Origin of the sequence: Aquabacterium sp. J223, assembly GCF_024666615.1 — a bacterium.
Taxonomy (GTDB): Bacteria; Pseudomonadota; Gammaproteobacteria; order Burkholderiales; family Burkholderiaceae_C; genus J223.
In genome coordinates, this window is sequence record NZ_CP088297.1 from 4485405 (window position 1) to 4499434 (window position 14030).

Below are 14030 nucleotides of genomic sequence, written 5' to 3' on the forward strand. Positions count from 1 at the left end.
GCCTTTCCTATACTGGCTTGCAAGGGGGGCCGGGCGTCACGGCCCCTCGCAGGGAGCCGTGATGCAAAAGAACAGGCCGCGTGCCGCGCGCCGGCCCTTGAGCCCGGCCGCGGGGACGCTGGAAGCCGCGCTGCTGGCGGTCCATGCGCCACCGACGCTTCAGCTGAGCGATGACGGCCGGCAGGTCGTCGCCTGGCATGGCGACGTCGAGCCCTTCGCACGGCCGGCGGCCGGCCGGCCGCTGACCGACGCCCTTCAGCCCGGCTGGCGCACGGTGGTGTCGGCGCTGCTGGCCCGCGTCCCGCAGACCGGGCACGACCCCAGCCTGCAGGACGATGCGGACGGCGATGGCGCCCTGCGCGGCGAGGCGCAGCCCGTGGCCGCGGACGGCCGCCTGGTGCGCCCGGTGCTGCGCCGGCTGGACGGCCTGCTGCTGCTGTCCTTCGAGCCCGCGGGGCGGCTGGCCACCGCCGGTCGCCGGCCGGTGCCCGCCGGTGGTGCCCTGCTGGAGCGGCTGCGCTGGCAGCAGCGGCTGCTGCAGGCGGCGTCCGGCGTGCTGGCCTACCTCGACCGCGACGGCCGCTACCTGTGGGCCGGCGCGGCCCATGCACGGGACCTGGGGCTCGACGCCGCGCAGGTGATCGGCCGCCGCCTGCTGGACCTGGTCGACCCGGTGCAGGCCGACCGCCTGCGGCCGGCGCTGTCCGGTCAGCCGGCCGCCGTGTCGCTCGACGAAGCGCATGCCGGGCTGCGGCTGGTGCCCGATCTGGGCGCCGACGGCACCCCGCGCGGCTGGCTGGTGCAGGGCGACGCGGCCGCGTCGCCGACGCCCGCCGGCGGCGGCCGCCTGCGGGCCGAGGATGCGGAGGCGCAACTCCGGCTGATCCTCGAATCCGCGGCCGACGGCCTCTTCGGCGTCGACGAGTCCGGCTGCGTGCGCTTCGCCAACCCGGCGGCGTGCAGCCAGCTCGGCTGGTCCCCGGACGACCTGATGGGGCAGTCGTACTCGGTGCTGATGCGGTCGGCCGACGATGGCCGCGCCCTGGCCGAGGTGCTGCGCGACGGCGTGCCCGCCCGCGAGGACCAGGCCATGTTCCGCCACCGCGACGGCCACCGGGTGCCGGTGGTCTACGCGGCGCGCGCCATGTGGCGCGACGAGCGCATCGTCGGTGCCGTCGTGAGCTTCCGCGACGTCAGCGAGCGCCTGGCCGTCGAGCGTGCCCGCGAGGCGGCGCTGGCCGAGGCCGAACGCCTGGCCCGCGCGCGCACCGAGTTCCTGGCCAACATGAGCCACGAGATCCGCACCCCGCTGAACGCCGTGCTGGGCCTGGCCGAGGTCGCGGCCCGGGGCGACCGCGACCGGCCGGCGGAGGAGACCTTCCGCATGATCCTGGACTCGGGCCAGGTGCTGCTGCACGTCGTCAACGACATCCTCGACTTCTCGAAGATGGAGGCCGGCAAGCTGCGGGTGGAGTCGCAGCTGTTCGAGCTGGGCCAGGTGGTCGACCGTGCCGTGGCGCTGGTGGCGCCGCGGGTGTTCGCCAAGGGGCTGGCCTTCCGCGTCGACGAGCGGCCCGGGTTGCCGCTGCGGCTGCGCGGCGATCCGCTGCGGCTGACGCAGGTGCTCGGCAACCTGCTCGCCAACGCGCTGAAGTTCACCGACACCGGCGCCATCCAGCTGGTGGTGCGCCGCGACGAGCGCGACCTGTGGTTCAGCGTCAGCGACACCGGCATCGGCATTCCGCCCGACCGGCTGTCCCGGCTGTTCAAGCCCTTCGAGCAGGTCGACTCCTCCACCACACGCCGTCACGGCGGCACCGGCCTGGGACTGGTCATCAGCCGGCACCTGATGGCGTTGATGGGCGGCTCCATCGGCGTGCACAGCCGGGCCGGCCAGGGCAGCACCTTCGCCGCACGCCTGCCGCTGGTGGACGCCGAACTGCCGCCGCGGCCGGTGCCGGGTGAAATGCTGGTGCTGGCCGGGCTGCGCGACCAGCCGTCGCTCGACCACCTGGCGCCCACGCTGCGCGACCTGGGCTTCGAGGTGCGCGAGGTGCCGGCCGAAGCAGGCGCCTTCGCCCTGCCCAGCGCGCTGGCGGTGGTGCACACCGACGCCCTGCGCGACGAGCCGTTGCGCGATGCGGCCGCCGCCGCGCTGGAGCGCGGCCAGCGCATCGCGGTGCTCACCCACCCGGTGGTGGCCGAACTGCCGCCGGCACTGCGCGGCCGCGTGGCGCTGATCGAGCAGCCGGTGCGCGCGCGCCACCTCGTCGCCGCCCGTGTGCCGCCCACGCAGCCGCCGGCCGCCGCGCCGGTGGAGCCGGTGGGCCGGCTCGCCGGGCTGCAGTTGCTGGCGGCCGAGGACAACGAGGTCAACGCGCTGGTGCTCGAGGCCATCATGCGCATGGAAGGCGCCAGCCTGCACCTGGTCGAGAACGGCCGGCTGGCCGTGCAGGCGCTCCAGGACCATGCACCGGGCCACTTCCAGCTGGTGCTCACCGACATCCAGATGCCCGAGATGGACGGCTACACCGCCGCCCGCGAGATGCTGGCGCTGGACCCGGCGCTGCCCATCGTCGGCCTCACCGCCCACGCCATGGCCGAGGAGCGCGAGCGCTGCCTGCGCGCCGGCATGGTCGACCACCTGGCCAAGCCGATCGAGGTGGAGCCGCTGATCGCGGCCATCCTGAAGCACGCCCGGCGGACCTGAGCACCCGGCCGGCGACGACGCCCCGGTGAGAATGGCGCATGCGCATCCTCGGCATCGACCCCGGCCTGCAGACCACCGGCTTCGGCGTCATCGACTGCGACGGACCGCGCCTGGCCTATGCCGCCAGCGGCACCATCCGCACCGCCGACGCCGCGCGGGGTGACCTGCCCGCGCGGCTGAAGATCCTGTTCGAAGGCGTGCGCGAGGTGGTCGAGCGCTACCGGCCCGACACCGCCTCGGTGGAAATCGTCTTCGTCAACGTCAACCCGCAGAGCACGCTGCTGCTCGGCCAGGCCCGTGGCGCGGCGCTGGCGGCACTCGTCGCCGGCGGCCTGCCGGTGTCGGAGTACACCGCGGTGCAGATGAAGAAGGCGGTGGTCGGCCATGGGCAGGCGGCCAAGCACCAGGTGCAGGCGATGGTGGCGCGGCTGCTGTCGCTGCCCGGCGTGCCGGGGACCGATGCGGCCGATGCGCTGGGCCTGGCCATCGCGCACGCCCATGCCGGTGCATCGCTGGCCGTGCTGGGCCGGCAGGCGGTGCTGGCGCCGCGGGCGCAGGGGCAATACCGGAAGGGGCGGGCTTACTGAGCCTCTTGCGGCGCAGCCCGTGGTGGGTCTTCGGGATGCATGGTGGCTCTTCGGGATGCAGCCCGTGGGCCTGCGCGGCCCACACCCGCGGTTCTTTCTTTTGGTGGCCCAAAAGAAAGGAACCAAAGAAAAGGGCCTTCAACACAACATCCGATTTCGCTCTCGAACTGGATGACGGGGCCCGCTTCTCGCTCCAGTTTCTGCCTGCCATCAGGCCCTGCCTCAGTCTGCAAGGGCGTCCGACGCTCAGCCGCGGCCGGCTTCCGACCAGGCTCGTGCCTGGGTCCGCGCCGCTTCGCTTCGCTCGCTTGCAAGCCCGAAGGCACCTCGTGCCCCCACTGCCTGCTGTAGGCGAGCGCAGCGACGCCGCATGGGCCAAGACACGAGCGCATTCGGAAGCCGCCGCTGGTGGAGCGTTCCCCTTCCTCGCAAACTGAGGCAGGGCCTGATGGCAGGCAGAAACTGGAGCGAGAAGCGGGCCCCGTCATCCAGTGCGAGAGCGAAATCGGATGTTGAAGCGCCCTTTTCTTTGGTGACTTTCTTTTGGGCAAGACCAAAAGAAAGTTACCGCGGGCGTGGGCCGCGCAGGCCCACGGGCTGCAACGCAAAAAGCCCACGGCCACGCAAAGACGCCTAAGAGCCGCAACGCAAAGCGATCAAAGCATCACCGCCAACCGCTCCAACACGATCACCGCGAAGAACCCCAACCCCGCCACCACCGTCCACTTGACGATCACCAGCCCCCAGCGGCGCCAGCGCACGTCCCCCGTGGCGACGTAGGCCGCGAAGCACAGCAGCCCCGCCACCAGCAGCAGGCCGAAGACGAGGCGGAAGATCAGCACGTCGGTTGATGCCGCCTCACCACGCCGGCGCCAGCTCGGCGAAGCCGGACGGCGCGTCGGCCTCGCGCTCGAAGGTCACCCGCTCGTGCGCGGAGGGATCGGCCAGCAGCGCGCGCAGCAGCAGGTTGTTCAGCGCATGACCGCTCTTGTAGGCGGTGTAGCTGCCAAGCAGCGCATGGCCGGCGATGTAGAGGTCGCCGATGGCGTCGAGGATCTTGTGCTTGACGAACTCGTCGTCGTAGCGCAGCCCCTCGCTGTTGAGCACCCGGCTCTCGTCGACGACGATGGCGTTGTCCATGCTGCCGCCCAGGCTCAGGCCGCGCTCGCGCATCATCTCCACGTCCTTGGTGAAGCCGAAGGTGCGGGCGCGCGCGATGTCGCGCTTGTAGCGGCCCGAGCCCATGTCGAAGACCACGCGCTGGCCGGTGGAGTCCACCGCCGGGTGGTTGAACTCGATCTCGAACGCGAAGCGCCAGCCGTGGTGCGGTTCCAGGCGCGCCCACTTCAGCGACGGACCTTCGCCCTGGCGCACCTCCACCGGCTTGGTCACCCGGATGAAGCGCTTGGGCGCGTCCTGCAGCGCGATGCCGGCCGACTGCAGTAGGAAGACGAAGGCGGCGGCCGAGCCGTCGAGGATGGGCACCTCGTCGGCCGTGATGTCGATGACCAGGTTGTCCAGCCCCAGCCCGGCACAGGCCGACAGGATGTGCTCGATGGTCTGCACCTTCGGCGCGCCGGGGTCGCCGCCGGCCGAGATGGTCGACGCCATGCGGGTGTCGCACACCGACAGCGGGTGCACCGGGATGTCCACCGGCACCGGCAGGTCGACACGGCGGAAGACGATGCCGGTGTCCGGCGCCGCCGGGCGCAACGTCAGTTCGACCTTCTGGCCGCTGTGCAGGCCCACGCCGACGGCGCGGGTCAGCGACTTCAAGGTGCGTTGTCGGAGCATCCGCCGATTGTAGGAAGCGGGGACCCTCGGCCGGGTCGCACGCTGCCTATGGCCTCGATGCAGCCGGCCGATGCCGGCGCCCGCCTCAAGCCGAGAAGTGCCGCCGGTACCTCGGCGCCAGGTCGGGGAAGCGCAGCATCAGCGGCAGGTCGGCGGTGTGGAAGTCGGGGTCCCAGGCCGGCGCGCCGAGCACCTTGGCGCCGCAGCGCAGGTAGCCCTTGATCAGCGGCGGCGGGCTCACGTCCAGGTCCTGGCGCAGCTCGTCCACCGGCAGCGGCAGGCGCGGGCGCACCTGCCATTCCAGCGCGGCCAGGTGGCTCTGGCGCAGCCGGGCCCAGAGGCTGGCGGCGGTGTGGCCGCCGTCGCGCATGCTGATGCTGGCGCAGCCGACCATGGTCTCCAGCCGGTTGCGCTGCATGAACGCGGCGAGCGCGCCCCACAGCGCCAGCACCACGCCGCCGGCGCGGTGGTCGGGGTGCACGCAGGAGCGGCCCAGCTCCAGCAGCCCGGCGCGCAGCGGCCGCAGGCGGGTGAGGTCGAACTCGCCCTCGCTGTAGTAGCCGCCGGCGCGCCGCGCCGCGTCGGGCGTCAGCACCCGGTAGGTGCCGACCACCGGACCGGGCTCGCCGGGCACGACCTCGGCGCGCACCAGCAGGTGCTCGCAGAAGGCGTCGAAGACGTCGACGTCGAGCCCCGGCGGCGTGCCCGCCGGCACGCACAGCCGGGCCCCCATCTCCACGGCGAAGACGCGGTGGCGCAGGGCCTGCGCCTCGCGCACCTCCGCGGCGTCGCGCGCCCACGCGACGCGCAGCGCCGGCTCGGCATCGGCATCGGTGGTGGCTCGGGCGGGCGCGGGCCGCAGCGCCAGGGCAGCGGGATCGCGCTCGGCGACCGCGTGGCGCAGGAGGGTGGCTGTCATGGCCGGGCATGCTCGGCGGCCGGGGTGACGCGGCCGTGAAGCGGGGATGACGCGGCCATGAACCGTGCACGGGCACCGAGCTTGCCGGCAAGGCGTCACCATGGCACACCCGTCCCGCCCCCACGACCGCCCACCGGCCGCGCCGCCACCGGCGGCGCCCGCCCCCGTGTCGCTGGACGAGGAATCGGTGGCCGGCGAGGAGGACCCCGGCGCCTCCATCGACCTCGGCCTGCCGCCCGCCGCGCCGGCGGCGCCGGCGACGCCGCCAGCGTCGGGCGGATCCGACCCCGACGGCCGGGCCGCGCTTGGAACGTCGTCCGGCGGACCCATCTAAGGCAGAGCCGCCCGCACCCGCGTCACACCGGGTACGGCCCCTGCTTCCTGTCGCCCGCCCGCCATGCACCTCGCCTGCCCCGTCTGCTCCGCCACCAACCGCGTGCCCGATGAACGGCTGGACGACGGTCCGGTGTGCGGCAAGTGTCAGGCGCCGCTGATGAAGCCGATGCCGGTGCCGCTGGACGACCGCACGCTGCCGCCCTTCCTCGCCGCCACCGAGCTGCCGGTGGTGGTCGACTTCTGGGCCGCCTGGTGCGGGCCGTGCCGGCAGATGGCGCCGCACTTCGAGCAGGCGGCCAAGGCGCTGCCGCAGGTGCGCTTCGCCAAGGTGGACACCGACCTGGCGCCGAAGGCGGCGACGCAGCACGGCATCCGCACCATCCCGACGCTGGCGCTGTTCCGCCATGGCCGCGAGGTGGCGCGCCGCAGCGGCGCCATGACCAGCCGCGACCTGCTGGCCTGGGTGCAGCAGCAGCTGGCGCGCTGACCCACTGGGCTGAAAGCAGAAGGCCGGCCCGAGGGCCGGCCTTCTGCCGTGCGCGTGCGCTCAGGCCAGCGCGCGCTTCACCGTCTCCGGGCTGAAGGGCAGGCTGCGCAGCCGCTTGCCGGTCAGCTTGGCGAAGGCGTTGGCCACCGCCGGCGCCAGCGGCGGCAGGCCGGCCTCGCCCACACCGCCGGGCGAATGCTCGGTGCGCAGCACCTTGACCTGCACCACCGGCGGCACGTCGGCCAGCCGCAGCACCGGGTAGTCGTGGAAGTTGCTCTGCTGCACCACGCCGTCGGTGTGCGTCAGCTCGGCGCGCAACGTCTCCAGGCCCCACAGCATGCCGCCCTCGACCTGGCGCGCCACGCTGGTGGGCAGCAGGGCGACGCCGGCGTCCACCGCGGCCCACAGGCCGTGCACCTTCAGCTCGCCGGTCTTGCGGTCCACCGACACCTCGGCCACCTCGGCGATGTGCGTCTCCCAGATGTCGGAGTAGGCGATGCCGAGCGCACGGCCGCGCGGGCGCGGCCGGTCCCAGCCCGCCATGGCGGCCGCCTCGCGCAGCACCGCCTGGGCCCGCGGCTGCTTGGCCAGCAGTTCCAGCCGCAGCGCCAGCGGGTCCATCTTCCGCGCGATCGCCACCTCGTCGATCATGCTTTCGAGCGCGAACTTGGTGTAGCCGCCGCCCACGCCGCGCCAGAAGCCGACGTCGATGCCGCGTTCCTGCCGCAGGAACTCGACCAGGTGCGCGTCGATGCCGTACAGGTGCTCGGCGCCTTCGTGCACCGGCGCGTCCTTGCCGCCGGCGGCCTTGTAGCCCGCCGGGTTGGTGCGGCCGTAGATCGACTCCGACACCACGCGGTGGCGCAGCGCCACCACCTTGCCGCTGCCGTCCAGCCCGGCCTCGAGGTGCTGGGCCACCAGCGGGCGCAGCTTGTCGTTGCGCACGTCGTCCTCGCGGCTCCAGGTCACCTTCACCGGCTTGCCGTCGGCGGCCTTGGCCAGCAGCGCGGCGTCGACCGTGTAGTCGCCCTCCACCCGGCGGCCGAAGCCGCCGCCCAGCAGCGTGGTGTGCACCACGATGTTGGGCATGGGCATCTGCAGCGCGCCGGCCAGCGTGGCGGCGGCGATGGTCGGCGCCTGGGTCGGCGCCCACACCTCGAGCCGGTCGCCGTTCCATTGCGCGGTGGCGTTCATCGGCTCCAGCGCCACGTGCGCCAGGTGCCCGGTGACGTAGTCGGCCTTGAGGACACGGCTGGCGCCGGCGATGGCCGCCGGCACGTCGCCATGGCGTTCCACCTCCACGCCGGTGCGGCCGAGGTCGGCGGCCACGGCCTGGTAGTCGCGCTTGACGGCGGCGGTGGTGTAGCCCTTGGCCGGCGAGGCGCCGGCCCAGGTCACCTTCAGCGCATCGCGCGCCTTGCGCGCCGCCCAGGTGTTGGTCGCCAGCACGCCGACGCCGTAGGGCAGCTGCACGGTGGCCAGCCAGCCCTTGACCTGGCGTGCGGCGCTGTCGTCCACCGCCTGCGGCCGGTCCTTCTGCTGCGGCGCGCGCAAGACGGCGCCGTGCAGCATGCCGGGCAGCCGGGTGTCGATGCCGTACATCGCGCGGCCGGTGACCTTGTCCTTCATGTCCAGCCGGGCGATGTCGCGGCCGATCAGGCGGCAGTCCTTCAGCGGCTTGAGCTGCGCCGGGGTGACGGTGGGCAGCTCGGCCGGCACGGTGGCGAAGGACGCGACCTCGCCGTAGCCCATGCGGCGGCCGCTGGCCGCGTGCACGACCACGCCGGGCTCGGTGGTCAGCTCGCCGACCGGCACGTTCCAGCGGCCGGCCGCCGCCTGCAGCAGCACCAGCCGGGCCTGGGCGCCGGCCAGCCGCATCGGCTGGTAGTAGCCGCGCGTGGTGCGCGAGGCACCGGTGGCCATGGCACCGCCGAACAGCCGGTTGCCATAGGCCTTCGGGTTGTGCGGCGCCTGCTTGACGACCACCTTCGACCAGTCGGCGTCCAGGTCCTCGGCCAGGCACATCGGCATGGCGGTGGACGTGCCCTGCCCCATCTCCGCCGCCGGCGAGACGATGGTGACCGTGCCGTCGGTGCCGATGGTGACCCAGGCGTTGGGGCCGAAGGCCTCGGCCCCGGCGCCGGCGGCGGAGGCCGGCGCGTTCTGCGCCACCGCCGGCACGCCGAAGGCGACGCCGATGCTCAGGCCGCCGGTGGTGAGCAGGAACTGGCGGCGCGAGGGCCGCTGCAGGGAAATGCCTTGTGCTTCGGTGCGCATGGCCTCAGCCCTCCCGCGCGGCACGGCCGACCGCCTGGACGATCTGCTGGTAGGTGGCGCAGCGGCAGATGTGGCCGTTCATCGCCTGCTTGATCTGCGCCTCGCTGGGCTTGGGCGTGGCCTTGAGCAGCGCGGCGGCCGTCATCACCTGGCCGGACTGGCAGTAGCCGCACTGCGGCACCTGCTCGGCCACCCAGGCCTTCTGCACCGGGTGGTCGCCGTTCGGCGACAGGCCCTCGATGGTGGTGATGCGCTTGCCTGCCACCGCGGACACCGGCATCACGCAGGAGCGCGTGGGCTGGCCGTCGATGTGCACGGTGCAGGCACCGCACATGGCCATGCCGCAACCGAACTTGGTGCCGGTCAGGCCGAGCTCGTCGCGCAGCACCCACAGCAGCGGCGTTTCAGGATCCACATCGGCGCTCAGCCGTCGACCGTTGACCTCAAGTTCCATCTGTAATCCCTCAAAGGAAGGCCGCCCTCTTGCGGGCGGCTCGGGATCCAGACGTTAATTCAGCCGACGGAACCTCGGCACCGGGGAAGACCCGCGCCAGCGGCGTTCAACCGAGGCGGAAGACACGCCGGGCGTTGTCCTCGAAGAAGGCCTTCTTGTCGGCGGCCGGCATGTCCATGGCGTCGAGCGCGAGCACCTCGCCGATCTCGTACTGGTAGGGGTAGTCCATGGCGTAGAGCACCCGGTCCACGCCCAGCTGCGCCTGGCTGAACTTGATGCCCAGCGGGTCGACGACGCCGCTGTTGGTGATGAGCACGTTGTTCCGCATCACCTCGGGGATGCCGCGCTGCAGCGGCTTGAGCTGCGGGTAGCGGCCGGAACGCACCGTGGCGCGGTGCATGTAGTCGAGGCGGTACAGCCAGAACGGCAGCGCTTCGCCCATGTGGCCGAGGATGAGCTGCAGCTTGGGGAAACGGTCGAACACGCCGCTGGTCATCATGCGCAGCGCGTGCAGGCCGGTCTCGACGCCGAAGCCGAAGACGGCGCCGTCCAGCCCCGCCTCCAGGAAGGGCATGGCCATCGCCTTGGGCGGGCAGTTGGGGTGCAGGTAGATCGGCACGTCCAGCGCCTCGGCCGCCTCGAAGATGGCCCAGAACTTCGGGTCCGACAGGTACTCGCCGTGGGTGTGCGAGTTGATGATCACGCCGCGCATGCCCAGCTCGCGCACGCCGCGCTGCATCTCCTTGGCCGCCTCGGCGGGGTCCTGCGGCGCCACCGCCACCAGGCCGGCGTAGCGGTCGGGACGGCGCCCCACCGCCGCGGCCAGCTCGTCGTTGGCGTCGCGTGCCATGGCCACCGCCTCGTCGCGGCCGAAGACCTGCACGCCGGGCGAGGTCAGCGACAGCACGGCGATGTCGATGCCGGCGGCGTCCATGTGCTGCAGGCGCAGGTCGTCGGTGTCGCCCAGGCAGCGCTCGATGTGGCGGGTGCGGTCGCTGGTGCCGGCCAGGTAGAAGCGCCACATGGCGTTGAACGCCGGGTCGTCGAGCTTGCCCTGCTCCACCAGCCGGCGGTAGCGGTCGAGCTGGCCCGTGGCGGCCCAGCCCTCCTCGGTGGCGATGCGCTTGTACGGGACGGGGCCGGGACGGGGGGTGGTGGTGTCGGTCATGGGACTGAGGTACTGCGTGAAGGGGCCCGGGGAAGAGACCGCAGCTGGTCTATTCCTGGGGAAGGTTGATGGCCTTGATGAGGCGTCCCCACTTGTCGTGCTCCTCGCGCATCAGCCGCGCGAACTGCTCGGGGGAATTGGGCCGGGGCGTCACGCCCTGCTTGCTCAGCGTGGACAGCACCTCGGGGTCGGCCAGCGCGGCGCGCAGCGCCTCGTTGTAGGTGGCCACCATGGCTGGCGGCAGGCCGCGCGGGCCGTAGACCGCGTACCAGGCCTCGGTGTCCATGCCGGGCACGCCGGTCTCGGCCAGCGTGGGCACGTTGGGGAAGCCGGGGTCGCGCTCGCGGCTGGACACGCCCATCACCCGCAGCTTGCCTTCGGCGGCGTGCGGCGCCGCGACGTGCATCGGCACGATGGTCAGCTTGACGTGTCCGCCCAGCACGTCGGCCAGCGCCGGGGCCGAGCCCTTGTACGGCACGTGGTTGAGCTTGGTGCCGCTCAGGTGGGCGAAGTACTCCATCGTCAGGTGGTGCACGGTGCCCTTGCCGGGCGAAGCGTAGTCGGTCGACTGCGGCTGCGCCTTCAGCCAGGCCACCAGCTCCCGGGTGTTGTTGACCGCCACCGACGGGTGCACCACCAGCGCCATCGGCGTCGAGCCGATGAGCCCGATGGCCGAGAACGAGTTGATCACGTCGAACGGCACCTTCGCGTAGACGAAGGGCAGGGTCAGCTGCGTGTTGGTGCCGAACAGCAGGGTGTTGCCGTCCGGCGCGGCCTTGGCCACCGCGTCCAGCCCCAGCATGCCGCTGGCACCGGGCCGGTTGTCGGTGACCACGGTCTTGCTGAAGCGCTTGGCCCACACCGGGCCGATCAGGCGGGCGCACAGGTCGGGCGTGGTGCCGGGGGTGAAGGGCACCACCAGGCGCAGCGTGCCGCCCTCCTGCGCCTGGGCGGCGAACGGCAGGGCACCGGCCACCGGTGCAAGGGCCAGGGCGTTCAGCAGCCGGCGGCGTGCCGGGTTGGGGTGGGTCATGGAAGGTCTCCTCGTGGTGTGGGATTGGCGGGCGTGCGGCGGCCCGGTCAGTCGAGCTTGGCGCCCGACACCTTGATCACCTGGGCCCACTTGTCGGTCTCGGACTTCATCAGCCGCGCCAGTTCCTCGCTGCTGCCGCCCAGCGGCTCCAGCCCGGCGACCGCGAACTGACGCCGCATGTCGTCGGAGCGCAGGATGGCATTCAGCTCGGCGTTCAGGCGCGCGACGATGGGCGCGGGCGTGCCGGCCGGCGCCAGCACCGCGAACCAGCCGTTGGACTCGAAGCCGGGCAGGCCCGTCTCGGCCAGCGTGGGCAGCTCCGGCGCCAGGCTGCTGCGCTTGGCGCCCATCACGCCCAGCGCCTTCAGCCGGCCGCCCTTCAGCTGCTGCTGCACGCTGGCCAGGTCGGCCACCGCCAGCTCCGTCTCGCCCGACATGGCGGCCAGCACCGCCGGACCGGTGCCGCGGTAGGGCACGTGCACGACGAAGACCTGCGCGGTGCTCTTCAGCAGCTCGCCCGACAGGTGCATGGCGGTGCCGTTGCCGCCGGAGGCGTAGCTCAGCTTGCCGGGCTTGGACTTGGCCAGCGCCACCAGTTCGCGGGCATTGGCGGCGGGCAGCGACTCGTGCGCCACCAGCACGAAGGGGCTGGTGCCGAACAGCACCACCGGCGCGAAGTCCTTCACCGGGTCGTAGTTCAGCTTGCGGTACAGGCTGGGGTTGGCGGTCAGGCCGCCGGCCGAGGCCAGCACCAGCGTGTGGCCGTCGGGCGCGCTCTTGGCCGCCGCCTCCAGGCCGATGCCGCCGCCGGCGCCGGGCCGGTTGTCGATCACCACCGCCTGGCCGAGTCGCTCGGCCAGCTTGGGCGCCACCAGGCGCGCGGCGGCGTCGCTGCTGCCGCCGGGCGGGAAGGTGACGATCAGCCGCACCGGCTTGTTCGGCCAGCCGGGGGTGGCGGCCGCGCCGGCCTGCGCCAGCGCGAGCGGGCTGGCGGCCGCGCCGAACAGGGCCAGCGCCGCGGCGCCGACCAGGCGCATCGCGCCGCGGCGGGCCGTGGAGGTGCTGGGGTGAGGGGCCATGTCGTCTCCTTCTTGTGGGCGCATTCGGGTGGGCGCCGCCATCAGGCCGACTGCGGCGCCAGGCGGAACAGCCGTTCCGCGTTGGTCTGGAAGAACATCTTCTTGTGCTCGTCGGACAGCGGCAGCGCGTCCATCGCCCGCACCTCGTCGGCCACCACCTGGTACGGGTAGTCCATGGCGTAGAGCACGCGGTCGGCGCCCAGCACCTGGTGGCAGTACATCACCGGGGGCGCCCAGCACATGCCGCTGTTCGTCACCCAGACGTTCTGCCGGAACACCTCGCCCGGGGTGCGCTGCAGCGGCTTGGCGCCCTCGCAGCGGTTGGCGCGCACGATGCCGCCGTGCATGAAGTCGATGCGGTAGAGCCAGTAGGGCAGGCCCTCGCCGCAGTGGCCGAGCACCAGCCGCAGCTTGGGGAAGCGGTCGAACACGCCGGCCACGATCATGCGCAGCACGTGCAGCCCGGTCTCGCAGGCGAAGCCGTAGATCGCCTCGCCCAGGCCGCGCGACAGGAAGGGCTCCACCATCTGCGGCGACGGCGTGTTGGGGTGGATGTACAGCGGCACGTCCAGCGCCTCGCAGGCGGCGAAGATGTCCCAGAACTTGGTGTCGTCGAGGTACTCGCCCTGGGTGTGCGAGTTGATGACCACGCCCTTCAGCTTGAGCTGGTTGACCGCGCGCTCGATTTCCTTGGCCGCGGCCTGCGGGTCCTGCGGCGCCACGGCCGCCAGGCCGTCGAAGCGCGTCGGGTGGCGGCGGATGGTGTCGGCCATGTGGTCGTTGGTCGACGCGGCCAGTGCGGTACCGGTGGCGGCGTCGAAGACCTGCACGCCGGGCGCGGTCAGCATCAGCAGCTGCATGTCGATGCCGTGCTCGTCCATGTCGCGCAGGCGCCGGCCCTCCAGGTCCTGGATGCGGTCCTTCAGCGTGCGCGCGCGCTCGCTCGGGCTCGTGCCGAAGAAGCCCCACAGGCTGTAGAAGCCCGGGTCGTTGATGGACCGCGTCTCGACGATGCGCTCGTACATGCGCATCAGTTCGGGCGTGCACCAGCCTTCCTCGGCGGCAATGCGGCGGTACGGGGCGGGCGGGATGGTGGACATGGCGGTGGTGTGAAAAATCGGCAGCCGCGGATTGCACCGCAGGCCCATCCACAAGAAAAGCAAGAGTTACTTAACGACTCATAATA

General features: G+C 72.5%; 13 protein-coding genes. 4 read left to right on the forward strand and 9 right to left on the reverse strand.

Annotated elements, in window-relative coordinates; translation table 11 throughout:
• The first annotated feature begins 61 nt into the window (after nucleotides 1–61).
• On the forward strand, nucleotides 62–2710 hold the full coding sequence (locus tag LRS07_RS21075) for an ATP-binding protein (protein WP_260499869.1): 2649 nt from the start codon (nucleotides 62–64) through the stop codon (nucleotides 2708–2710).
• Between the two features lie 38 nt (nucleotides 2711–2748).
• Nucleotides 2749–3297, forward strand: coding sequence for a crossover junction endodeoxyribonuclease RuvC (gene ruvC, locus LRS07_RS21080; protein WP_260499870.1), 549 nt, complete (start codon nucleotides 2749–2751; stop codon nucleotides 3295–3297).
• Between the two features lie 656 nt (nucleotides 3298–3953).
• On the opposite strand, the gene LRS07_RS21085 is transcribed toward ruvC, so the two are convergent.
• The 3 genes from LRS07_RS21085 to LRS07_RS21095 form a co-directional block, all read right to left on the reverse strand.
• A complete protein-coding gene (locus LRS07_RS21085; protein WP_260499871.1) occupies nucleotides 3954–4139 on the reverse strand; it encodes a hypothetical protein in 186 nt (61 codons plus the stop codon).
• A 16-nt stretch (nucleotides 4140–4155) separates the two neighbouring features.
• The gene (lpxC, locus tag LRS07_RS21090) at nucleotides 4156–5091 is read right to left on the reverse strand and encodes a UDP-3-O-acyl-N-acetylglucosamine deacetylase (protein WP_260499872.1); all 936 of its coding nucleotides are present in this window, start codon (nucleotides 5089–5091) and stop codon (nucleotides 4156–4158) included.
• Nucleotides 5092–5176: 85 nt separating this feature from the next.
• A complete protein-coding gene (locus LRS07_RS21095) occupies nucleotides 5177–6010 on the reverse strand; it encodes a GNAT family N-acetyltransferase (protein WP_260499873.1) in 834 nt (277 codons plus the stop codon).
• A gap of 100 nt (nucleotides 6011–6110) precedes the next feature.
• On the opposite strand from LRS07_RS21095, the gene LRS07_RS21100 reads away from it, so the two are divergent.
• Together LRS07_RS21100 and trxC are read left to right on the forward strand one after the other, a co-directional pair.
• Nucleotides 6111–6344 carry a hypothetical protein gene (locus LRS07_RS21100; protein ID WP_260499874.1) on the forward strand — a complete coding sequence of 78 codons (234 nt, stop codon included), beginning with the start codon at nucleotides 6111–6113 and terminating at the stop codon, nucleotides 6342–6344.
• A gap of 63 nt (nucleotides 6345–6407) precedes the next feature.
• On the forward strand, nucleotides 6408–6833 hold the full coding sequence (gene trxC / locus LRS07_RS21105) for a thioredoxin TrxC (RefSeq protein WP_260499875.1): 426 nt from the start codon (nucleotides 6408–6410) through the stop codon (nucleotides 6831–6833).
• A 60-nt stretch (nucleotides 6834–6893) separates the two neighbouring features.
• Here trxC and LRS07_RS21110 read toward each other — a convergent pair whose 3' ends face one another.
• From LRS07_RS21110 to LRS07_RS21135, 6 genes are all read right to left on the reverse strand, one after another.
• Nucleotides 6894–9110, reverse strand: a complete 2217-nt coding sequence (locus LRS07_RS21110) for a xanthine dehydrogenase family protein molybdopterin-binding subunit (protein WP_260499876.1) — start codon at nucleotides 9108–9110, stop codon at nucleotides 6894–6896.
• 4 nt (nucleotides 9111–9114) lie between these two features.
• Nucleotides 9115–9564, reverse strand: coding sequence for a (2Fe-2S)-binding protein (locus LRS07_RS21115; protein ID WP_260499877.1), 450 nt, complete (start codon nucleotides 9562–9564; stop codon nucleotides 9115–9117).
• A 106-nt stretch (nucleotides 9565–9670) separates the two neighbouring features.
• Nucleotides 9671–10732: an amidohydrolase family protein gene (locus LRS07_RS21120; protein WP_260499878.1), complete on the reverse strand. Its 1062-nt coding sequence runs from the start codon at nucleotides 10730–10732 to the stop codon at nucleotides 9671–9673.
• A 49-nt stretch (nucleotides 10733–10781) separates the two neighbouring features.
• Nucleotides 10782–11765: a Bug family tripartite tricarboxylate transporter substrate binding protein gene (locus tag LRS07_RS21125; protein ID WP_260499879.1), complete on the reverse strand. Its 984-nt coding sequence runs from the start codon at nucleotides 11763–11765 to the stop codon at nucleotides 10782–10784.
• Nucleotides 11766–11812: 47 nt separating this feature from the next.
• Nucleotides 11813–12844: a tripartite tricarboxylate transporter substrate binding protein gene (locus LRS07_RS21130; protein ID WP_260499880.1), complete on the reverse strand. Its 1032-nt coding sequence runs from the start codon at nucleotides 12842–12844 to the stop codon at nucleotides 11813–11815.
• Nucleotides 12845–12885: 41 nt separating this feature from the next.
• Complete coding sequence (locus LRS07_RS21135; protein WP_260499881.1) at nucleotides 12886–13944, reverse strand: amidohydrolase family protein; 1059 nt, start codon at nucleotides 13942–13944, stop codon at nucleotides 12886–12888.
• Between the last annotated feature and the right edge of the window lie 86 nt (nucleotides 13945–14030).

Bases quoted from the DNA above. Each gene is read 5' to 3' on its own strand.
- LRS07_RS21075 (WP_260499869.1), top strand. From the start codon at position 62: ATGCAAAAGAACAGGCCGCGTGCCGCGCGCCGGCCCTTGAGCCCGGCC.
- ruvC (WP_260499870.1), top strand. From the start codon at position 2,749: ATGCGCATCCTCGGCATCGACCCCGGCCTGCAGACCACCGGCTTCGGC.
- lpxC (WP_260499872.1), bottom strand. From the start codon at position 5,091: ATGCTCCGACAACGCACCTTGAAGTCGCTGACCCGCGCCGTCGGCGTG.
- LRS07_RS21095 (WP_260499873.1), bottom strand. From the start codon at position 6,010: ATGACAGCCACCCTCCTGCGCCACGCGGTCGCCGAGCGCGATCCCGCT.
- LRS07_RS21100 (WP_260499874.1), top strand. From the start codon at position 6,111: ATGGCACACCCGTCCCGCCCCCACGACCGCCCACCGGCCGCGCCGCCA.
- trxC (WP_260499875.1), top strand. From the start codon at position 6,408: ATGCACCTCGCCTGCCCCGTCTGCTCCGCCACCAACCGCGTGCCCGAT.
- LRS07_RS21110 (WP_260499876.1), bottom strand. From the start codon at position 9,110: ATGCGCACCGAAGCACAAGGCATTTCCCTGCAGCGGCCCTCGCGCCGC.
- LRS07_RS21115 (WP_260499877.1), bottom strand. From the start codon at position 9,564: ATGGAACTTGAGGTCAACGGTCGACGGCTGAGCGCCGATGTGGATCCT.
- LRS07_RS21120 (WP_260499878.1), bottom strand. From the start codon at position 10,732: ATGACCGACACCACCACCCCCCGTCCCGGCCCCGTCCCGTACAAGCGC.
- LRS07_RS21125 (WP_260499879.1), bottom strand. From the start codon at position 11,765: ATGACCCACCCCAACCCGGCACGCCGCCGGCTGCTGAACGCCCTGGCC.
- LRS07_RS21130 (WP_260499880.1), bottom strand. From the start codon at position 12,844: ATGGCCCCTCACCCCAGCACCTCCACGGCCCGCCGCGGCGCGATGCGC.
- LRS07_RS21135 (WP_260499881.1), bottom strand. From the start codon at position 13,944: ATGTCCACCATCCCGCCCGCCCCGTACCGCCGCATTGCCGCCGAGGAA.